The 20,239-nt window shown below is 51.3% G+C and carries 19 protein-coding genes and 1 other annotated feature; of the genes, 10 read left to right on the forward strand and 9 right to left on the reverse strand.

Annotated elements, in window-relative coordinates; genetic code table 11:
* The first annotated feature begins 29 nt into the window (after window positions 1-29).
* The 3 genes from cpsG to wzzB all read left to right on the forward strand — a co-directional run bounded on the left by cpsG (window position 30) and on the right by wzzB (window position 4,267).
* On the forward strand, window positions 30-1,400 hold the full coding sequence (cpsG, locus tag GEAM_RS06940; protein WP_034789903.1) for a phosphomannomutase CpsG: 1,371 nt from the start codon (window positions 30-32) through the stop codon (window positions 1,398-1,400).
* Between the two features lie 233 nt (window positions 1,401-1,633).
* Window positions 1,634-3,043, forward strand: a complete 1,410-nt coding sequence (gene gndA, locus GEAM_RS06945) for an NADP-dependent phosphogluconate dehydrogenase (protein WP_034789905.1) — start codon at window positions 1,634-1,636, stop codon at window positions 3,041-3,043.
* A gap of 237 nt (window positions 3,044-3,280) precedes the next feature.
* Entirely contained in the window at window positions 3,281-4,267 is a 987-nt protein-coding gene (gene wzzB / locus GEAM_RS06950) for an LPS O-antigen chain length determinant protein WzzB (protein WP_034789906.1), read from the forward strand.
* A gap of 70 nt (window positions 4,268-4,337) precedes the next feature.
* Here wzzB and hisIE read toward each other — a convergent pair whose 3' ends face one another.
* The 9 genes from hisIE to hisL form a co-directional block, all read right to left on the reverse strand.
* Window positions 4,338-4,964, reverse strand: coding sequence for a bifunctional phosphoribosyl-AMP cyclohydrolase/phosphoribosyl-ATP diphosphatase HisIE (hisIE, locus tag GEAM_RS06955; protein ID WP_419471226.1), 627 nt, complete (start codon window positions 4,962-4,964; stop codon window positions 4,338-4,340).
* 11 nt (window positions 4,965-4,975) lie between these two features.
* A complete protein-coding gene (gene hisF, locus GEAM_RS06960; RefSeq protein ID WP_034789908.1) occupies window positions 4,976-5,749 on the reverse strand; it encodes an imidazole glycerol phosphate synthase subunit HisF in 774 nt (257 codons plus the stop codon).
* On the reverse strand, window positions 5,731-6,468 hold the full coding sequence (hisA, locus tag GEAM_RS06965; RefSeq protein ID WP_034789910.1) for a 1-(5-phosphoribosyl)-5-[(5-phosphoribosylamino)methylideneamino]imidazole-4-carboxamide isomerase: 738 nt from the start codon (window positions 6,466-6,468) through the stop codon (window positions 5,731-5,733). Before hisA ends, hisF begins: the two co-directional genes overlap by 19 nt.
* 5 nt (window positions 6,469-6,473) lie before the next feature.
* Window positions 6,474-7,064 carry an imidazole glycerol phosphate synthase subunit HisH gene (gene hisH / locus GEAM_RS06970; RefSeq protein WP_034789911.1) on the reverse strand — a complete coding sequence of 197 codons (591 nt, stop codon included), beginning with the start codon at window positions 7,062-7,064 and terminating at the stop codon, window positions 6,474-6,476.
* Window positions 7,064-8,146 carry a bifunctional histidinol-phosphatase/imidazoleglycerol-phosphate dehydratase HisB gene (hisB, locus tag GEAM_RS06975; RefSeq protein WP_034789913.1) on the reverse strand — a complete coding sequence of 361 codons (1,083 nt, stop codon included), beginning with the start codon at window positions 8,144-8,146 and terminating at the stop codon, window positions 7,064-7,066. The genes hisH and hisB overlap by 1 nt, the downstream gene beginning before the upstream one ends.
* Entirely contained in the window at window positions 8,143-9,279 is a 1,137-nt protein-coding gene (gene hisC / locus GEAM_RS06980; protein WP_034789914.1) for a histidinol-phosphate transaminase, read from the reverse strand. The genes hisB and hisC overlap by 4 nt, the downstream gene beginning before the upstream one ends.
* Entirely contained in the window at window positions 9,276-10,592 is a 1,317-nt protein-coding gene (hisD, locus tag GEAM_RS06985; protein ID WP_034789915.1) for a histidinol dehydrogenase, read from the reverse strand. The genes hisC and hisD overlap by 4 nt, the downstream gene beginning before the upstream one ends.
* Before the next feature lie 4 nt (window positions 10,593-10,596).
* Window positions 10,597-11,496 carry an ATP phosphoribosyltransferase gene (gene hisG, locus GEAM_RS06990; RefSeq protein WP_034789918.1) on the reverse strand — a complete coding sequence of 300 codons (900 nt, stop codon included), beginning with the start codon at window positions 11,494-11,496 and terminating at the stop codon, window positions 10,597-10,599.
* A gap of 180 nt (window positions 11,497-11,676) precedes the next feature.
* Window positions 11,677-11,799 (reverse strand) — a sequence feature (His leader region).
* Window positions 11,775-11,822, reverse strand: a complete 48-nt coding sequence (gene hisL / locus GEAM_RS23080; RefSeq protein WP_128124630.1) for a his operon leader peptide — start codon at window positions 11,820-11,822, stop codon at window positions 11,775-11,777. (Overlaps the previous feature by 25 nt.)
* 357 nt (window positions 11,823-12,179) lie before the next feature.
* On the opposite strand from hisL, the gene GEAM_RS06995 reads away from it, so the two are divergent.
* The 7 genes from GEAM_RS06995 (at window position 12,180) to cheW (ending at window position 20,171) form a co-directional block, all read left to right on the forward strand.
* Entirely contained in the window at window positions 12,180-13,010 is an 831-nt protein-coding gene (locus GEAM_RS06995) for an SDR family oxidoreductase (protein WP_034789919.1), read from the forward strand.
* 1,314 nt (window positions 13,011-14,324) lie between these two features.
* The gene (gene flhD, locus GEAM_RS07000) at window positions 14,325-14,669 is read left to right on the forward strand and encodes a flagellar transcriptional regulator FlhD (RefSeq protein WP_034789920.1); all 345 of its coding nucleotides are present in this window, start codon (window positions 14,325-14,327) and stop codon (window positions 14,667-14,669) included.
* A 2-nt stretch (window positions 14,670-14,671) separates the two neighbouring features.
* Window positions 14,672-15,301: a flagellar transcriptional regulator FlhC gene (flhC, locus tag GEAM_RS07005; RefSeq protein ID WP_051899434.1), complete on the forward strand. Its 630-nt coding sequence runs from the start codon at window positions 14,672-14,674 to the stop codon at window positions 15,299-15,301.
* Between the two features lie 194 nt (window positions 15,302-15,495).
* A complete protein-coding gene (motA, locus tag GEAM_RS07010) occupies window positions 15,496-16,383 on the forward strand; it encodes a flagellar motor stator protein MotA (RefSeq protein WP_034789922.1) in 888 nt (295 codons plus the stop codon).
* Entirely contained in the window at window positions 16,380-17,555 is a 1,176-nt protein-coding gene (motB, locus tag GEAM_RS07015) for a flagellar motor protein MotB (protein WP_034789923.1), read from the forward strand. Before motA ends, motB begins: the two co-directional genes overlap by 4 nt.
* A 10-nt stretch (window positions 17,556-17,565) precedes the next feature.
* Entirely contained in the window at window positions 17,566-19,593 is a 2,028-nt protein-coding gene (gene cheA / locus GEAM_RS07020) for a chemotaxis protein CheA (RefSeq protein ID WP_210435883.1), read from the forward strand.
* An 80-nt stretch (window positions 19,594-19,673) separates the two neighbouring features.
* A complete protein-coding gene (gene cheW, locus GEAM_RS07025; protein WP_034789926.1) occupies window positions 19,674-20,171 on the forward strand; it encodes a chemotaxis protein CheW in 498 nt (165 codons plus the stop codon).
* Window positions 20,172-20,239 lie beyond the last annotated feature (68 nt).

Consider the following 20,239-nt stretch of genomic DNA (forward strand, 5'->3'; position numbering starts at 1 on the left):
GGTAGCGTATGCCATGAGAAAGGAAAATAATGAGCAAACTGACCTGCTTTAAAGCCTACGATATCCGGGGGCGTTTGGGCGAAGAGTTAAATGAAGATATTGCCTTGCGTATCGGACGAGCTTATGGCGAACTTCTAAAGCCTAAAACTGTGGTTCTTGGAGGTGATGTTCGACTAACCAGTGAATCCTTAAAACAAGCGCTGGCTACTGGCTTGCAAGATGCCGGAGTGGATGTTTTAGATATTGGTGTCTCCGGCACGGAAGAGATTTATTTCGCCACATGGTATCTTGGTGTAGACGGCGGAATTGAGGTCACTGCGAGTCATAATCCTATGGATTATAATGGGATGAAGTTGGTACGAGAAGGTGCTAGGCCTATCAGTGGTGACACAGGGTTGCTTGATATCCAACTGCTTGCTGAAAGGAATTCGTTTGATTTAAGAGATGAATCTCAGCGTGGGGGCTACAAAAAAATCTCCCTAGTAAATGCGTATATTGATCATATTCTTTCTTATGTTGATATTAGCTGCATAAAGCCTCTGAAATTAGTGATTAACTCTGGTAATGGGGCTGCGGGTCCTGTCATTGATGCGATAGAACAGCGCTGCAAATCACTGAATATCCCTCTGACTTTTATAAAAGTGCATAACACTCCAGACGGTAACTTCCCTAATGGTATCCCAAATCCGCTGTTACCAGAGTGCCGCGCTGATACCCGTGATGCTGTGATTGAGCATAATGCAGATATGGGTATTGCATTTGACGGTGATTTTGATCGCTGCTTTTTCTTCGACGAAAGTGGTGAGTTTATTGAAGGCTATTATATTGTCGGTTTACTGGCAGAGGCTTTTTTACAAAAAAATGCCGGCGCCAAAATCATTCACGACCCTAGGCTGAGCTGGAATACTATCGATGTAGTAGTTGAGGCTGGGGGGATACCTGTGATGTCTAAGACAGGTCATGCCTTTATCAAAGAACGCATGCGAAGTGAGGATGCTGTATACGGTGGCGAGATGAGTGCGCACCATTATTTCCGTGATTTCGCCTATTGCGATAGTGGCATGATCCCTTGGTTGTTGATAGCCGAACTTGTTAGCATTAAAGGTGAAAGTTTGGGGCAACTTGTCAAAAATCGCATTGAAGCCTATCCAGCTTCAGGGGAGATTAACAGTAAGCTAGCTAATCCAACAGAAGCCATAAACCGCGTACTTTCAGTCTATCAAGACAGCTCAGTTGCTACTGACTTTACAGATGGTATCAGTCTTTCATTTGATAAATGGCGTTTTAATTTGAGAACATCAAATACCGAGCCCGTAGTTCGACTGAACGTTGAGTCAAAAAACGATATCACCTTGATGGAAGAAAAAACCGCCGAAATTCTCTCCCTATTACGTCAGTAATGTCCTTCAGTGAGGCTAGGCATAGCTAGATTGAGCGAATGTTAAATTCGGTTGGTTTTTTTCTGATTTTGTGAGCAAATGCGTGGTTTTATTGTTAGTACACCTTGTGTACGCTTGAACCATCTATCGCATCAATCGCTATGTCATTGACATTAAGCTGAGTTAACATAGATGCCACAATTGTGCTGTGGGGAGAGTCCTCACAGGTATCATCCTTTAGACAGGAGTTTCCAATGTCCAAGCAACAAATCGGTGTTGTCGGTATGGCGGTAATGGGCCGTAATCTGGCGCTGAACATCGAAAGCCGCGGTTATTCTGTTTCTATTTTTAACCGTTCAGGCGACAAAACTGATGAAGTGATCGATGAAAACCCGGGTAAAAATCTGGTTCCGCACTACAGCGTCGAAGAGTTTGTTGACTCGTTGGAAAAACCGCGTCGTATCCTGCTGATGGTGAAAGCGGGCGAAGCAACAGACAAAACCATTGCTTCATTGACTCCGCACCTTGATAAGGGCGACATCCTGATCGATGGCGGCAACACCTACTACAAAGACACTATTCGCCGTAACCGCGAACTGTCTGAGCAAGGTTTCAACTTCATCGGTACCGGCGTTTCCGGCGGTGAAGAGGGTGCTCTGAAAGGTCCATCCATCATGCCTGGTGGTCAGAAAGAAGCTTACGCGCTGGTAGCGCCAATCCTTGAGCAAATCGCTGCTCGTGCTGAAGATGGCGATGCTTGCGTTGCTTACATCGGTGCTGATGGTGCGGGCCACTACGTTAAGATGGTTCACAACGGTATCGAATACGGCGACATGCAGCTGATTGCTGAAGCTTATTCTCTGTTAAAACAGTCTCTGGGGCTGACCAACGAAGAGCTGGCTAGCACATTTGTCGAGTGGAACAAAGGCGAGCTGAGCAGCTATCTGATCGACATCACCAAAGATATCTTCACCAAGAAAGACGAAGAAGGCAAATATCTGGTTGATGTGATTTTGGACGAAGCCGCTAACAAAGGTACCGGTAAGTGGACCAGCCAGAGCTCTCTGGATCTGGGTGAACCACTGACTCTGATCACCGAATCCGTATTCGCTCGTTACCTTTCTTCTCTGAAAGATCAGCGCGTTGCGGCTTCAAAAGTACTGACCGGCCCAGCAGTTAAACCTTTCGCTGGCGAGAAAGCAGAGTTCATCGAGAAAATCCGTCGTGCTCTGTACCTGGGTAAAATCGTCTCTTATGCTCAAGGCTTCTCACAGCTGAAAGCAGCATCTGACGAAAATAACTGGGATCTGAACTACGGTGAAATCGCTAAGATCTTCCGCGCTGGTTGTATCATCCGCGCTCAGTTCTTGCAGAAAATCACTGATGCTTATGCAGAGAACGCGTCAATCGCTAACCTGCTGTTGGCTCCGTACTTCAAAAATATCGCTGACGAATACCAGCAAGCGCTGCGTGACGTAGTCTCTTATGCTGTTCAGAACGGCATCCCGACTCCGACATTCTCTGCTGCGATCAACTACTACGACAGCTACCGTTCAGCGGTTCTGCCAGCAAACCTGATCCAAGCACAGCGTGACTACTTCGGTGCACATACTTACAAGCGCACTGATAAAGACGGCGTATTCCATACCGAATGGTTGGATTGATCGCTTCGTTTTGTAGATGGTATTAAAAAACGACCCGAAAGTGGGTCGTTTTTCATTAACAAATGAATATGTATGGACCATCATTGTAAGTTGCAGGACCGACCTTCCTCATTCGAATACTTTCAGTTCAATCTTATTAAAATACTCATTTTTCAATTAGGTTTTTTAGAAATGGCTCCTCTATAATCTACTATTGAGTATCACTGTAAATTATGAATAAATTTTCTTAGGATAATCATGAATCAAGATAACAATAATATGATGAAAAGTCATCGTAGTGACTCACAAGATACTATTGACTTAATTGACATTTTAATACAGCTAAAAAATGGCAAGTTTACCATCATTGCTTTTGTCATTATCGCCGTGATTATTGCAGGCATTTACGTCTTTACCGTAAAAGAGAAATGGACTTCAAATGCAATTGTTACCTATCCAGATTCAGGACAAATAGCAAGCTATACTAATGCTATGGGGGTTTTATATAGTCAGACTGGTAATGCACCAAATACTTTTGATGTCCAACAGCGTTTCTTTGGTCGTTTTAATTCTGCTATTTCTGCCTTAGCCGAGCAGTTAGATAACCAACAAGTACCGGAAACATTATCTATTACTTCAGCTAATAAAGATCAGGCAATTCCCTTAAGAATTAGTTATACCGCATACAGCGCGGCAGATGCACAGAAAACACTAACTACTTATATTCAGCAGATTAATAAGCGAGTTGTCACAGAGCTAAATGATGACTTGCAAACTAGCATTGATTCTACACTTGGAGAGTTGAAAGAATCTCTGGCAAATAAAGAGAAAATTGCACAAGAGAAAAAAGATGAACGTCTGCAAGTATTAAACCAAGCACTTTTAACTGCTGAGCAATCCAACGTTAAAACACCGATTGTCCAACAAGCTGAAAGTCTTTCTGAGGATACACTCTTCGTTCTTGGTAGCACGGCGCTTTCCTCAATGATTAAGAACGAAGCAACTCGTCCATTACCGCTTGACGATAGTTATTTCAATACTCGTCAATTACTCTTATCTGTAACTGCTTTAAAAACAGTTACACCAACAACATATTCATTGCGTTATGTCATGAAACCTGACTTGCAAATCCGTGGTAGTGGTCCAAAGAAGGTGATTTCTTTAATATTGGGCGCACTTCTTGGTTTGATTGTGGGGTCAACAGTGGTTCTTACACGTAATAAGATTAAAAATTATAAAGCGTAAGCTTTAAATGCTTCATTTCAAAAGGCCGGTTTAACCAAACCGGCCTTTTTTTTATCCAAATTTCTCTAAATTACTTCTTATGTCTCTGTCGCAAGTTCTCAATCACCGTGCTCAGGTTCAAATCTTGATCCTGCAACAGCACTAGCAGGTGATATACCAGATCAGACGCTTCGTTGGTGAGTTCGAAACGGTCATTGACCGTGGCGGCGAGGGCGGTTTCTACGCCTTCTTCACCCACTTTTTGTGCAATACGCTTGGTGCCGCTGGCGTAGAGTTTGGCGGTGTATGAACTCTCTGGATCAGCGTTTTTGCGTGAAGCCAGCAGTTCTTCCAGTTGGAACAGGAAACCCCAGTCGGTAGCGGCAGGGTGGAAACAGCTGTTGTTGCCTTTGTGGCAGGTCGGGCCGATAGGGTTGACCAGCGCCAGCAAGGTGTCGTTATCACAGTCGGGATAGAGGCTGACCAGATTGAGGAAGTTGCCGGAGCTTTCGCCTTTGGTCCACAAGCGCTGCTTGGTTCGGGAATAGAAGGTCACTTTGCCAGAAGCCTGAGTTATCGTCAGGGCTTCCTGATTCATATACCCCATCATCAATACTTCGCCTGACACCGCGTGTTGGACGATGACTGGCATCAGATTGTCGACTTTCTCCCAGTCCAACTGGGCAATCTGTTCTTCGCTTAAACGCGCGTTATTCAAAGTTTCATTACTCACAAGCGGATCTCCACGCCGTTTTCGGCCAGATAGCTCTTCAGCTCGCCGATATTGATGATTTGTTTGTGGAACACGGACGCCGCCAGTGCGCCATCTACGTTGGCTTGTAAAAATGCGTCGAGGAAGTGTTGTGGCGTACCCGCGCCGCCCGAGGCGATCAGTGGCACATGGCAAACTTCACGGATCAGCTGCAACTGCTGTAAATCGTAGCCATTACGCACGCCGTCCTGATTCATCATGTTTAGCACGATCTCGCCCGCGCCGCGCTGCTGCACTTCTTTCACCCAATCCTGCGTCTGCCAAGTGGTGACTTTGGTGCGCGCTTCATCGCCGGTAAACTGGTGAACCTGATAGCTACCGGTCTCGGCGTCGTGCCACGTATCGATGCCAACCACGATGCACTGCACGCCAAAGCGATCCGCCAGTCGGGTGATTAGCGTTGGGTCAGCCAGTGCCGGGGAGTTGATGGAAATCTTGTCCGCGCCGAACTGTAAAATCTGCGCCGCGTCTTCAGCGCTTTTAATCCCGCCCGCTACGCAGAAAGGAATGTCGATGACTTCCGCCACGCGCGATACCCAGCTTTTATCTACCACGCGGCCGTCGGATGAGGCGGTGATATCATAAAACACCAGCTCGTCCGCACCTTCTTCAGCGTAGCGTTTTGCCAGCGGCACAATGTCGCCGATGATCTCGTGATTGCGGAACTGCACGCCTTTTACTACCTGTCCGTCTTTAACATCAAGGCAGGGGATTATCCGTTTTGCCAGCATGAAATTGCCTCCGTCACGCTAAATTTGCCCTCGAGCAGAGCCCGCCCGACAATCACGCCTGTTACGCCGCTATCGCGCAACTGGGCGATATCATCCAAATTACCAATCCCACCCGATGCCTGAAATGCCACTTGCGGGAAGCGTGCAGTTACTTCGCGATACAGCTCCACGTTCGAGCCTGCGAGAGTGCCGTCGCGGGAGATATCCGTGCACAGCACGTGCTTAAGGCCGAAAGGCAGATATTGCTCGACCACCTGTTCTAAAGTCGCGTTGGAGTTCTCCTGCCAGCCGCTGATGGCCACGTTTTTAGTGCCATTCTCATCAATGCGCACGTCCAGCGCCAGCACCAGAGCGTCAGCGCCAAAACGGCTAAACCAGCCTTGCACGGTCTCGGGGTCTTTTACCGCCGTTGAACCAACCACCAGGCGGGTTGCGCCAGCGGATAACAGGGCTTCGACATCCTGCTCGGTGCGAATACCGCCGCCGACTTGCACAGGTACGGTTACGCCAGCCAGCAGCTTTTTCAACAGTGGGATCTGACGAGCGGCCGGGTCTTTCGCGCCGGTTAAGTCCACCAAGTGCAGCACTTCGGCACCTTGGCGCTGATAATCTTGCAGTCTTGGCAGCGGATCGCTGCCGTAATCGCGTTGTTGACCATAATCGCCCTGATGCAAACGCACCACGCTGCCATCAATTAAATCTAAAGCGGGAATAATCATGGTGCTTACATCTCCAGAAAGTTTTTCAGCAGCTGTGCGCCTGCGGCACCCGAGCGTTCGGGGTGGAACTGCACGCCGAAGAAATTATCTTTTTGTACGGCGGCGGTGAACGCCTCGCCGTAGAGCGTCTGCGCGATGGTGTTCTCGCAGATTGGCATTGCGTAGCCGTGGACGAAATAGAAGTAAGCGTTCTCGTCGATGCCACGGAACAAATGGCTGTCAGCGTTGGCAATCACCTGATTCCAGCCCATGTGCGGCAGAGGCAAACCTAGGTCCTGCATGCGTTGCACTGGCGTATCAATAATGCCCAGCGTCGCCACGCCGCCGCTCTCATCACTGCCGGAACCGAGCAGTTGCATGCCAAGGCATATGCCCAGTACAGGCTGAGTACAAGCCTTGATTAAGTCGATCAGCTCGCGCTGCTCAAGCTGCTCCATAGCGGCCTGAACTGTGCCAACGCCCGGCAAAAAAAGCTTATCAGCGTGCAGCACAATCTCCGGGTCACGGCTGACCTGCGGCTCATAGCCCAGACGCTGCACGGCGTATTTGACAGAAGAGAGGTTGGCACAGCCGGTATCAAGGATAACGACGTTCATCAAAGCACTCCTTTCGAGCTCGGCAGGGTGTTGCCGTCAACGCGGATCGCCTGACGCAATGTGCGGCCAAAGGCTTTGAACAAGCTTTCCACGCGGTGGTGATCGTTTTTGCCCTTGGTGCGCAGGTGCAGGGTACAGGCCATAGCGTAAGAGAGTGAGCGGAAGAAGTGCTCGACCATCTCGGTGCTTAGGTCGCCTACGCGCTGATAGCTGAACTCGGCTTTGTATTCGAGGTGCGGGCGGCCAGAAATGTCCAGCGCGCAGCGAGCCAAGCACTCGTCCATTGGCAGCACGAAACCGAAACGGCCAATGCCACGTTTATCACCCAGCGCCTTGTTTAAGGCTTCGCCCAGCGCCAGCGCGGTATCTTCAACCGTGTGGTGGTCGTCAATGTACAAGTCACCTTTGACTTCAATGTTCATGCGGAAGCCGCCGTGGGTGGCGATCTGATCCAGCATGTGGTCGAAGAAGCCGACGCCGGTGCGGATTTTGCTGTCGCCTTCGCGGTCCAGCCAGACGTCTACATCAATGGCGGTTTCGCGCGTCACGCGGTTGACATGGGCGTGGCGGTCGCGTTTGGTGAGCTGGTCGGCAATCGCGGGCCAGTTCAGGGTGTCGCGCTGGTAGCGTAAACCGGCAATGCCCATGTTGGCGGCCAGTTGCAGGTCAGTATCGCGGTCGCCAATCACATAGCTGTTCGCCACGTCCATCACGCCGCTGTCCAGATAACCTTTCACCAGCTCGGTTTTCGGCTTACGGCATGAGCAGTGGTCGGCAGGCAGGTGCGGGCAAATCAGCACTTCATCAAACACAATCCCCTGAGAGGTCAGGATCTGCATCATCAAGTTGTGCGGCGGATCGAAGGTTTCCTGCGGGAAGCTGGCGGTGCCCAAACCATCCTGATTGGTGATCATCACCAGTTTAAAGCCTGCGCCCTGTAGGGCCAGCAGAGCGGGGATCACTCCCGGTTCCAGCGCCAACTTATCCAGACGGTCTACCTGAAAATCTTCAGGCGGCTCGGAAATCAGCGTACCGTCGCGGTCAATGAATAAGATCTTTTGTACTAACGGGCTCTGGCTCACATTGGCTCCTTGCTTGGGGCAAATTCATTATTAGTGGTTACTGTTGTCTGGCCTGCGCCGGGCAGAGGGCGGAGCGCGTCGATGACTCGCTGGCACTCGGCGCGGGTGCCGACGGTGATGCGTAAGCAGCCGGAAAGCCCCGGTTGTTTGTTCTGGTCACGTAAGATAATGCCCTGATCCCACAGGGTTTTAAAGACCTGACTGGAAGCCGTGTAGCGAGCCAAAACGTAGTTGGTTTCGCTGGTAAATACCTGTTCTACGCAGTCGCATTGGTTTAATTGCTCAATCAGCCAAGCGCGGGTGTCGCTGATCTCCGCGACGCGTTCGCGCATCACCGCCAAACCTTGATCACTCAGCGCCTGTGCGGCAATGTCGGCGACCGGCGTTGCCAATGGGTAAGGCGCGATGACTTTCATTAATAGCTCAATCAGCTCGCTATTGGCCAAAGTGAAGCCACAGCGCAGCCCGGCCAGAGCAAAGGCTTTGGAGAGTGTGCGCAGCACGGCGAGGTGCGGATACTCTTGCAGCCAGCCGACCACCGATGCCTGCGGGCAGAACTCAATATACGCCTCATCAATCGCCACGACTGCCTTGCCGCGCGTGAATTCCAGCACGGCTCGCAAATCATCTGGATTGATCAGGTTACCGGTCGGGTTATTCGGGCTACAGATGTAGACCAGCTTCACGCCGTCGAGCGCCGCTTCAATGGCAGGAAGATTTAACGACCAGTCTTCATTGGCTTCAACCGTGCGGCCTTCGACGCCGATCGTCTCGGCGCTGACGCTGTACATGCCGTAAGTCGGCGGGCAATAAAGGATGGCGTCTTTGCCCGGCTCACAGAATGCACGGATCAACAGCTCAATGCCCTCGTCGGCGCCACGGCTGACGATCACCTGGCTGGCATCCAAACCGGCGTAGGCCGCGTAGCGCTCCACGACCAGCTTCGGCTGGCATTCCGGGTAGCGGTTGAAGGTCTGCGCGGTCAGCTCGAACTGCGGAGCCAGCGGGTATTCATTGGCATTCAGCCAGACATCGCCATTGCCACCTAGACGGCGAGCAGACTGATAAGGCGTCAGCTCGCGAACGTTTTTACGGGCCAGCGCCTGAACGCTGAGATTGCTTTTATCACTCATTGTCCTTGCTCCTTCAGCGCATTGACGCGCAGGGTTACGGCATTTTTGTGAGCAGTCAGTTGTTCAGCCTGCGCCAGTGTTTCAATGGTGGTCGCCAGACCCAGTAAGCCCTGCGGAGTTAGTTGTTGCACTGTCATGCGCTTCTGAAAATCCGCCAGCCCGAGGCTGGAATAGGTGGCGGTATAGCCATAGGTCGGCAGCACGTGGTTGGTACCCGAGGCGTAATCGCCGGCGGATTCCGGTGACCAGTCACCGAGAAACACCGAGCCCGCGCTGGTGATGCTGTCGACCAAAGCTTCCGGCTCGCGGGTTTGCAAAATCAGGTGTTCCGGGCCGTAAGCGTTACTGATTTCAATGCACTGTGCTAAGTCTTTCGCCACGATCAGACGGCTGCTTTCAAGCGCCTGACGGGCAATCTCTTTGCGTGAGAGCAGGGCCAACTGGCGCTCAACGGCTTCGGCCACGGCTTTCGCCATCTCAAGGCTTGGCGTCAGTAATACCACCTGTGAGTCCGGGCCGTGTTCTGCTTGCGACAACAGGTCAGAAGCCACGAAATCAGGCGTTGCGCCACTGTCAGCAATGACCAGCACTTCTGACGGGCCGGCGGGCATATCAATCGCCGCGCCATTCAGGCTTTGACTCACCTGACGCTTAGCTTCGGTGACGTAGGCATTGCCCGGCCCGAAGATCTTAGCCACTTTCGGCACGCTTTCTGTACCGAAGGCCAGAGCCGCGATGGCCTGCGCGCCGCCGAGTTGGTAAACCTCACTGACGCCGCACAGCTTGGCGGCGTAAAGGATTTCATCGGCAATTGGCGGCGGCGAGCAGAGCGTCACTCGCTGGCAGCCTGCTATTGCGGCTGGCGTCGCCAACATTAATACAGTTGAAACCAACGGCGCAGAGCCGCCAGGAATATACAGACCCACCGACTGAATCGGGCGAGTCAGCTGCTGGCAGCGCACCCCGGGCTGGGTTTCAATATCGACCACTGCCAGCTTTTGCGCTTCATGGAAGGTGGTGATATTGCGTACCGCGTGCGCCATCGCCTGTTTTACGTCGTCGCCAAGGCGAGCCGAGGCGTCTTCGATTTGCTGGGCCGTCACGCGAATATCGGCCACATCGGTTTTATCGAATTTGGCGCAATATTCGCGCAGGGCGCTGTCGCCTTCATTGCGAACGCGGCTAAGGATCTCGCTGACTGACTCGGTGATGCGATCAGAGGCGGAGATTGCCGGGCGAGTCAGCAAATCGCGGCGCTGCTCTTCGCTGCACTGTTGCCAGTCAATAGGGGTGCTGAACGCGGTTGGCTGCATGGTCTTACTCCATCATTTTTTCGATTGGTAAGACCAGAATCGAGCTGGCGCCTAACGCCTTCAGCTTTTCCATGGTTTCCCAGAACAGGGTTTCACTGCTGACCATGTGCATGGCGACGCGCTGCTGGTCACCTGCCAGTGGCAGAATAGTAGGGCGCTCGGCACCCGGCAGCAGGTCGATGATTTCGTCCAGACGCTCGCTTGGCGCGTGCAACATAATGTATTTGGATTCGCGAGCCTGAATCACGCCCTGAATACGGGTCATCAGGCGGTCAATCAGCAGCTGCTTCTCTTGCGGCATTTCGCCGTCGCGCTGAATCAGGCAGGCTTTCGAACGATAAATGACTTCTACTTCGCGCAGGCCGTTGGCTTCTAAAGTTGCGCCGGTAGAGACTAAGTCACAAATGGCGTCGGCCAGACCGGCGCGCGGTGCCACTTCGACAGAACCGTTCAGCAGACAGGATTTGAACTCTACGCCTTGCTTGTCGAGGTACTGTTTAAGGATGTGTGGGTAAGAGGTGGCGATACGGGCATTTTGCAGGCTTTGCGGGCCGGTGTAGTCACAATCCAGCGGCGTGGCTAAAGACAGGCGGCAGCCACCGAAGTCCAGACGACGTAGGGTGAAGTAACGCGGGTCTTCGCCCTGTGCGCGGCGATTCAGCAGCTCTTCTTCCAGTACGTTTTCGCCGATAATACCCAAATCCACCACGCCGTCCATTACCAGCCCTGGGATATCGTCATCGCGCACGCGCAGGATGTCGATTGGCATATTCTCTGCGAAAGCGATCAGGCGCTGCTCTTGCAGGTTAATTTTGATCCCACAGCGTGCCAGCAGTTCACGTGAATCGTCGCTCAGGCGACCTGACTTCTGCATTGCTATCCGTAAACGTGATTTATCCAACATAAAAACCTCGACCTTATAAGTATTTGATTTTGTTGTGTTTGCTTAATCTTTTTACCCAAAATAATTCGAGTGACAGGAAGGCGGCCAGTGAACGAATCCCGATGAGCTTACTGAAGTAAGTGATTCGGGTGAGTAAAAGCAGCCAACGCACCTGTAACTTGAATTATGAAGGGTAGGGGCAAAAAAAAACCCTCGGAAGACAATCTTCCGAGGGCTCTCTTTAGGTTCTGCGCCACTGGAAGATCTTAACAGTCTTCCAGCACCAAACGCCTGAAAGACTAGTCAGGGTGATGGTGATGATGGTGGTTGAACAGAACGTTAGTCATGTGTGTATCTCTAGTCAGTGATGCTTATTAACTGCGTCGTGAATACCGTTAGAAGTATCATTCACAGCGCGTATCAATTCTTGTGTCAATAAAACTAAACTATCAGGTGGCCGCGACGCAACCTTTTTTTAGGATGATAAATTTTTCTTATCTCGTGCTCTACTTTCATCTAAAACGTGAATGATCGGCGGGTGGACCCAGTCTGTAACATTTATAAGAAAAAGCTGACAGCTTCCGACATTGCCTGAACGAATGAACAGGCATAAATTGTTAAACTAAGTGAAGTGAGAAGTGGAATGAGAAGTTTTCGACCTTGATCATGCAGGAACGCATGGCGCGAACAGAATGGAGTAATAAATGAAAAAAGTCGCAATAGTGGGGTTGGGGTGGTTAGGTATGCCACTCGCAATGTCTCTGGCCATGAAGGGGTATGAGGTTGTCGGCAGCAAGACTACGCCTGACGGCGTCGACGCCGCGCGCATGTGTGGTATCAACTGTTTCCCTCTGGTATTCAAGCCGGAGATGGAGTGTGAAGCCGCCGATCTGGACGTGCTATTAAATGTCGACGCGCTGATCATCACTCTGCCAGCACGCCGGACGGTGGAAGGCAGTGAGCTCTATTTTCAGGCAGTGCAGCAGCTGGTGGACAGCGCGCTGGCCTATAATGTCGGCCGCATCATCTTTACCAGCTCGACGTCTGTTTATGGTGATGGCACGGGAACCATGCGTGAGAATTCGCCGCTGAGTCCAGTTACGCCGAGCGGCAGAGTGCTTGAGGAGCTGGAAAATTGGTTCCATCGCCTGCCTAATACCTCAGTCGATGTGCTCAGGCTTGCAGGCTTAGTGGGGGCCGATCGCCACCCGGGAAGATTCCTTGCTGGCAAAACTGACGTGCAGGGCGGGGATGATGGTGTGAATCTGGTGCATCAGGATGATGTGATTGAGGCCATCACGCTGCTGCTCGGTTTGCCAAAAGGCGGGCACACCTACAACTTATGCGCGCCAGTGCATACGCAAAAACGTCACTTCTATCCAGCCTTTGCTCGCCAGCTGGGGCTGACCGAACCGCAGTTTGCTGAAGTTGCTGAAAATCAGCCGAAGGGCAAGTTAATCGACGGCAGTCTTATCTGCAAAGAGCTGGGTTTTGAGTATCAATACCCTGATCCTGAAATGATGCCCGTGAGTTAATTAGCTAGTTAGCTAATCAATTGAATAAACCCTCTCAATCAATAGAGGGTTTTTTTTCGATTAGATATAAAGACCGCCGATGAATAACAGGAAATAAGGTGAAAAAGTTTCACTGTTAACGTTTTCAGTTCAACTTTTAATTATTTATTGTTCGATATTGAGCTGCTTTTATTACCAATAAAATGACAAATGTGTGATGGATATTTTAATTATTCTTTACTGTTGCTGGGTGAAATAAATTTCTAACAGCCTTAAACCGGCTTCTGCTAGCGCTTTTGGGCCGCTGAATACCATGCCTTATGTTGTCCGCGTAATAAAATTCCTAAGACTAGTCTGAGCATTTCCTCTTCGATGGCATAAAACTCTTTTTAGGTTTGCCCCTAAAGTTTCCGTTCCCTGTGCCGATACCCCAGTTGCCCGCAGATCGGGCCACACACTTCACCCTGACTTCTGTATCCTCCTTGAGGGCAGAAGGTTTTCTGCTGCAAAAATTATTTGTTACACACCTTGACTTTGTACACTTATAAAGCCGTACTTACTGACGGTATCCCCACGCTTATTCCTGAATTAACCTGAAAAACCTTCCTAAACAGTACTTCAACGACCATTTTTTAAAGAACAAGCTATTTTTAAAGCAATCTGGATTTTTTGCTATCAAAAGTCACTTTTGTGAATTTTTAGGCTAAAAATGATGCATTAATCATGTTTTTGTATGGTTAATTTGGCTTTATTTAGATGTTGTACTAAATGATCTAAAAATGAATGAAAAAACGGGGCTGAGAAGGGATTTTAAGACGCATTTTTACTTTTGGATAAATTTTGAGCTGTTTTTTTACTCAAATCACTCTTTTTGGATAAAAATAAGTTTTATTTTTGTGACGCACATCACACTTTATCCAAAATTCGCTGAGGGCGAGATTGTATGTGCTAATGATTCGGGGTTACATTTGCGTCGTATTAAGATTAATCCTAATAATGTATGTAAAAGCGTTTCACTGAATGACACGCAATCACAGCAACGGACCCTGCCGAAAAGCTACAACTGATAAATTATTAAATTTAATTAGCCGTGAAATTGTCACATTTATAGTTTACATCAGGAACTACTTTGTATTGGCGGTGAATCATAAACCGCGAGATAAACCCGTTTTGTCCTCGCAAACATTTCTTTGAAAAAATGAAATGTGATGTTCATCGTCCAATGGCCAATTGTTTTGATAGTAAAAAAATACTCTGTCGGACTTAAAAACCAAACAGTGATTATATCTATCAACCAGTTATGAATTCATAGCTGACGGTATGGGGTAAACAAGCATGTCAGAATTGCTTAAACATATTTATGACATCAATCTGTCATATTTGCTGTTAGCACAGCGGTTAATAAACGACGAAAAGGCTTCCGCGATGTTCCGCTTGGGGATCGACGATGTCATGGCTGATGCGTTGGGGAGCCTTACTTTGCCGCAAATGGTGAAGTTGGCTGAAACGAATCAGTTGCTGTGTCAGTTTCGTTTCGACGACAGCAAGACAATTGAACGTCTGACCCAAGAGTCGCGAGTGGATGATCTTCAGCAAATCCACACAGGTATCCTGTTGTCTAGCCATTTGCTGAAAGGGCTTTCAGCTAAAGACAGCAGCGCCTCTAAGAAAAGGGCATAACCATGTCCTCGATAAAAGCATCATCGACACCGAAAGAGGCTGCGGCCAAACCCGTCGAGAAAAGTATTGTTCAGGAAGCGCGGGATATTCAGTTAGCGATGGAGTTGATTTCGCTGGGTGCCCGTTTACAGATGCTGGAAAGTGAAACGCAGCTTAGCCGTGGTCGGTTAATCAAACTCTACAAGGAGCTGCGTGGTAGCCCTCCACCGAAAGGGATGTTGCCGTTCTCCACCGACTGGTTCATGACGTGGGAACAGAACATTCACTCCTCCATGTTCTACAACGCCTACACCTTCTTGATGAAGAGTGGGCATTGCAATGGCGTTGAGGCGGTTATCAAGGCATATCGTCTGTATCTGGAGCAGTGTCCAGAGCAGCCGGGTGAAGCGCCAATTTTGGCTCTGACTCGTGCATGGACACTGGTTCGATTCGTTGACAGCGGCATGCTGCAACTCTCTTCCTGTAATTGCTGCGATGGTTCTTTTATTACCCATGCACACCAGCCACGTCACGGTTTTGTGTGCAGTCTTTGCCAACCGCCTTCACGAGCAGTAAAAAAACGTAAACTTTCCCCGGAAGCTGCCGATAGTACATCTCAAGAGCTGGACGAAAAGGTCAAGCGCGCGGTTTGAGATGATGTGGGCAGCATAGTGCGAAAGGTCACGTGATGCTAAAGAGTGGTGAAATGCCACTCTTTACAATCCCTCCCCAACATCCCCAATAGTTTTGGTTGTCGGCTGACAAGACAAAACCTCAATTCTCTCTTCAAGCGCGCTTCCTCTGGTCTGGCCTATACCCAAAAGCCACATCGAATTAAGGAATCATCGTGCTAGTACTCATCGGTTACATCGTGGTCCTGGGCTCAGTCTTTGGCGGCTTCATGCTGGTTGGCGGCGAGCTGGGCGCGCTCTATCAGCCCGCAGAACTGCTGATCATCGGCGGCGCCGGTATTGGTGCGTTTCTGGTCGGCAACAACGGCAAAGCCATCAAATCGACACTTCGCGCACTGCCGAAACTGTTCCGCGCATCGCGTTACAGCAAGGCGCTGTACATGGATCTGATGGCGCTGCTCTATCGCTTACTCGCCAAATCGCGCCAGCAGGGGATGCTGTCGCTGGAAAACGACATCGATAATCCGCAGGAAAGCGATATTTTCACTAATTATCCGCGCATTCTTGCCGATAAACATTTGGTGGAATTTCTCACTGACTATCTGCGTCTGATGGTTAGCGGCAACATGAACGCCTTCGAAATCGAAGCGTTGATGGATGAAGAGATTGAAACCTACGAGCAAGAGAGCGAAGTGCCAGCCAATAGTCTGGCGCTGGTGGGGGATTCACTCCCGGCGTTCGGTATCGTGGCGGCGGTGATGGGGATTGTTCACACCTTAGCGGCGGCAGACCGTCCGGCTGCTGAACTGGGCGCACTGATTGCCCACGCCATGGTCGGTACCTTCCTCGGTATTTTGCTGGCTTACGGTTTTATCTCTCCGCTGGCTGCGGTGTTGCGCCAGAAATGCGCTGAGAACACCAAGATGATGCAGTGCATTAAAGTGACTTTACTCTCGAGCCTGAATGGCTACGCGCCGCAGATTGCGGTCGAGTTTGGTCGTAAAACGCTTTACACCTCCGAGCGTCCTTCATTCGTCGAACTTGAAGATCACGTTCGTCAGGTTAAATCGCCTAACAAGCAAGCGGAAGAAGAAAACGTATGAAGCATCAGAGTCATCCCATCGTTGTGGTGCGCAGGAAAAAGGGCAAGCACGGCGGCGGGCATCACGGCGGGTCGTGGAAGATTGCTTATGCCGACTTTATGACGGCGATGATGGCGTTCTTCCTGGTGATGTGGCTTATCTCCATTTCCAGCCCGAAAGAGCTGGTGCAGATTGCTGAATACTTCCGTACTCCATTAGCCGTGGCCATTACCAATGGCCCGCGCAGCAGTGATGCAACCAGTCCGATCCCGGGCGGCGGGGATGACCCGACGCAGCAGGACGGCGAAGTGCATAAGATGATCCAGTCGCAGGGCGACCAGCGTGAAATCGGTGATTTGCAGCGTCTGCAAGAGAAGCTGGAGCAGATGCTGATTTCCGATCCGCGTCTGAAAGATTTGCGCCCGCACCTGATGATTAACCTCACCGAACAGGGGCTGCGTATCCAGATCATCGACAGCCAGAATCGCCCGATGTTCCAGTTGGGCAGCGCCACGGTTGAGCCTTACATGCGTTATATCCTGCGGGCGATAGCCCCGGTGCTGGATGATTTCCCTAACAAGATTAGCCTTGCCGGTCATACCGATGACATGCCTTACGCCATGGGCGAGCGCGGCTACAGCAACTGGGAGCTGTCTACCGATCGCGCCAACGCCTCGCGCCGTGAATTAACTGCCGGTGGCCTGAGCGAAGGCAAAGTGTTGCGCGTGATGGGCATGGGTTCGACCATGCAGTTGAAAGACCATCCGTCTGGCGACGCGATTAACCGCCGCATCAGCATTTTAGTGCTGAATAAACATGCCGAAGAGGCCATCGAGCGCGAAAACAGCGAGGGTGAAGCCGTCACCATTAGCGACGCGGGCGAACTGAAAAAAATGGTTCCGGGCAATGACACTGCGGCTCCGGCCCCGGTGGAACCGCCAAGTGCTAAAGCGTCATCGGCTTTCGCGCCGCACCTGACGTCCAAGGAACCGGCAGCAGAATCAACAACACCACCAACATCAGGGCAATCTTTACCGACGCAGCCCTCACAAGAACAACAACAACCCAAGAGTGAGACGGTGACTCCGGTAGGTTCTTCCTCGTCTAACAGACCAACCACGGCTGTTCCTGCCGCGGCGGACGTTACGGCGCAACCGGCATCATCGGCAAGCCGCGATTCACAGCAGAGGTGATCACGTGAGCATGGATATTAGTGATTTTTACCAAACGTTTTTCGATGAAGCAGACGAACTGCTGGCGGATATGGAGCAACACCTGTTGCTGCTTGACCCCCAGACGCCTGATATCGAGCAGCTCAACGCGATTTTCCGCGCGGCGCACTCGATTAAAGGCGGGGCCGCCACCTTTGGATTCTCGGTTCTGCAAGAAACTACCCATTTATTGGAAAACCTGCTCGACGGTGCAAGACGCGCAGAAATGAGCCTGAGCACTGACATCATCAACCTGTTTTTGGAAACGAAAGACATTATGCAGGAGCAACTGGACGCCTATAAATCCTCTCAGGACCCTGATGCTGAAAGCTTCGAATACATCTGCGCCGCGCTGCGTCAGCTGGCGCTTGAAGCCCAGCAACAGCAGCAGGGCGCACCGGCGGTGGATCTCCACGTCGTGGCTGAAACTCCGGCAGCGAGCACGCCAGCCGTGGCAGCTACTTCCGGCGGTTTACGCATTCTGCTTTCTGGCCTGAAAGAAGCCGAAGTGCCGCTGATGCTCGAAGAGCTGGGCAATCTTGGCGAGGTGCATGATGCTGTGCAGACAGCAAACAGTGTCGAAGCGACCCTCAATACCACGCTGAGCGAAGACGACATTAGCGCCGTGCTTTGCTTTGTGATCGAACCTGAGCAGATCAGTTTCAGCCCGTCGGCGGCCAATGACGTCGAAGCTGGCGTTGCTGAACCAGAGACTGTCATCGCGCAACCTGTCGCGCCTGTTGAAGCTGCTGCTCCGCGCGCGGCACCCGCTCTGGCTGCCGTGCCTGACTCGGCGGCTCCGGCCAAGGCCCGTGCGCCAAAAGCCGCTGAGTCAACCAGCATCCGCGTGGCGGTTGAGAAGGTGGATCAGCTGATTAACTTAGTCGGCGAATTAGTGATCACCCAGTCTATGCTGGCCCAGCGTTCTGACCTGCTTGACCCGGTAGCGCACAGCGATTTGCTTAACAGCATGGGGCAGTTGGAGCGCAACGCCCGTGACTTGCAAGAGTCGGTGATGTCCATCCGTATGATGCCGATGGAGTACGTTTTCAGCCGCTTCCCGCGTCTGGTTCGTGACCTTGCCAGCAAGCTGAATAAGCAGATTGAGCTGACGCTGCTCGGCAGTTCGACCGAGCTGGATAAGAGCCTGATTGAACGCATCATCGATCCATTAACCCACTTGGTGCGCAACAGTCTGGACCACGGCGTGGAGTCTCCGGACGTGCGTATCGCCAACGGCAAGCACCCGACGGGTAACCTGACGCTGTCCGCAGAACATCAGGGCGGGAATATCTGTATCGAAGTGGTGGATGACGGTGCAGGCCTGAATCGCCAGAAGATTTTAGCCAAAGCCGCGTCGCAGGGTTTGAACGTCAACGACAACATGAGCGATGAAGAAGTCGGCATGCTCATCTTCGCGCCGGGCTTCTCGACTGCTGAAAAAGTCACTGACGTCTCTGGCCGTGGCGTGGGCATGGACGTGGTGAAACGAAATATTCAGGAGATGGGCGGTCACGTCGAAATCCACTCCCAACAAGGGAAGGGCACCACCATCCGCATCCTGCTGCCACTGACGCTGGCCATCCTCGACGGCATGTCAGTCAAAGTAGGCGAAGAAGTGTTCATCCTGCCGTTGAACGCGGTGATGGAATCTCTGCAACCTTTGGCGGAAGACTTACACCCGCTGGCCGGTGGCGAGCGCGTGCTGCAAGTGCGTGGCGAATATCTGCCGCTGGTCGAGTTGTACAACGTGTTTGACGTAACCGGGGCGAAAACCGAGGCGACACAGGCCATCGTGGTGATTCTGCAAAGTGCCGGACGCCGCTATGCGCTGCTGGTGGACCAACTGATTGGCCAGCATCAGGTGGTAGTTAAAAACCTCGAGAGTAACTATCGCAAAGTGCCGGGGATTTCCGCCGCAACCATTTTGGGCGACGGCAGCGTGGCGCTGATTGTTGATGTATCCGCCTTGCAGGCGCTCAACCGTGATAAACGTGCCGTCGATTCGGCCGTTGCATAACAAACATTTAAAAACGAAAAAGCCCTCACTGGTGATGCCGGTGAGGCTCAATTTTAGCCGAACGATGAAGGGTGAATAACATGGCCGGACTTGCAACCGTGACAAAAATGGCAGGTGAAACGGTAGGACAGGAATTCCTGATTTTTACGCTGGGTGATGAAGAATACGGTATCGATATTCTGAAAGTGCAGGAGATCCGTGGTTACGATCAGGTAACCCGCATCGCTAACACCCCGGCATTCATCAAGGGTGTCACCAACCTGCGCGGCGTCATCGTTCCCATCATCGATCTGCGCGTGAAGTTCGCCCAGCAGAACGTTGAATACAATGAAAACACCGTGGTTATCGTGCTGAACTTCGAAAACCGTGTGGTGGGTATCGTGGTCGACGGCGTTTCCGACGTGTTGTCTCTGACTCAAGAGCAAATCCGCCCCGCGCCAGAGTTCGCGGTAACACTCTCCACCGAGTACCTGACCGGGCTAGGCTCGCTGGGCGACCGTATGTTGATTTTGGTCGACATCGAGAAGTTGCTGAGCAGTGAAGAAATGGCATTAGTAGAAAGTGTGGCAAAAGCTTGATTTTGCCATTGGGGGCTGTGAGCCCCCAAACCCCCAGTTTTGGTTTTTCATTTCAAAGTTACATTCAA

It is taken from the genome of Ewingella americana ATCC 33852, assembly GCF_000735345.1.
GTDB lineage: Bacteria > Pseudomonadota > Gammaproteobacteria > Enterobacterales > Enterobacteriaceae > Ewingella > Ewingella americana.

What these genes read in the sequence shown, in the direction of transcription:
- flhD (WP_034789920.1), top strand. Translation starts at nt 14,325, where the DNA reads ATGTCAGAATTGCTTAAACATATTTATGACATCAATCTGTCATATTTG.
- cpsG (WP_034789903.1), top strand. Translation starts at nt 30, where the DNA reads ATGAGCAAACTGACCTGCTTTAAAGCCTACGATATCCGGGGGCGTTTG.
- gndA (WP_034789905.1), top strand. Translation starts at nt 1,634, where the DNA reads ATGTCCAAGCAACAAATCGGTGTTGTCGGTATGGCGGTAATGGGCCGT.
- hisC (WP_034789914.1), bottom strand. Translation starts at nt 9,279, where the DNA reads ATGAGTGATAAAAGCAATCTCAGCGTTCAGGCGCTGGCCCGTAAAAAC.
- motB (WP_034789923.1), top strand. Translation starts at nt 16,380, where the DNA reads ATGAAGCATCAGAGTCATCCCATCGTTGTGGTGCGCAGGAAAAAGGGC.
- hisD (WP_034789915.1), bottom strand. Translation starts at nt 10,592, where the DNA reads ATGCAGCCAACCGCGTTCAGCACCCCTATTGACTGGCAACAGTGCAGC.
- wzzB (WP_034789906.1), top strand. Translation starts at nt 3,281, where the DNA reads ATGAATCAAGATAACAATAATATGATGAAAAGTCATCGTAGTGACTCA.
- hisG (WP_034789918.1), bottom strand. Translation starts at nt 11,496, where the DNA reads ATGTTGGATAAATCACGTTTACGGATAGCAATGCAGAAGTCAGGTCGC.
- cheW (WP_034789926.1), top strand. Translation starts at nt 19,674, where the DNA reads ATGGCCGGACTTGCAACCGTGACAAAAATGGCAGGTGAAACGGTAGGA.
- hisA (WP_034789910.1), bottom strand. Translation starts at nt 6,468, where the DNA reads ATGATTATTCCCGCTTTAGATTTAATTGATGGCAGCGTGGTGCGTTTG.
- hisH (WP_034789911.1), bottom strand. Translation starts at nt 7,064, where the DNA reads ATGAACGTCGTTATCCTTGATACCGGCTGTGCCAACCTCTCTTCTGTC.
- flhC (WP_051899434.1), top strand. Translation starts at nt 14,672, where the DNA reads ATGTCCTCGATAAAAGCATCATCGACACCGAAAGAGGCTGCGGCCAAA.
- GEAM_RS06995 (WP_034789919.1), top strand. Translation starts at nt 12,180, where the DNA reads ATGAAAAAAGTCGCAATAGTGGGGTTGGGGTGGTTAGGTATGCCACTC.
- hisF (WP_034789908.1), bottom strand. Translation starts at nt 5,749, where the DNA reads ATGCTGGCAAAACGGATAATCCCCTGCCTTGATGTTAAAGACGGACAG.
- cheA (WP_210435883.1), top strand. Translation starts at nt 17,566, where the DNA reads ATGGATATTAGTGATTTTTACCAAACGTTTTTCGATGAAGCAGACGAA.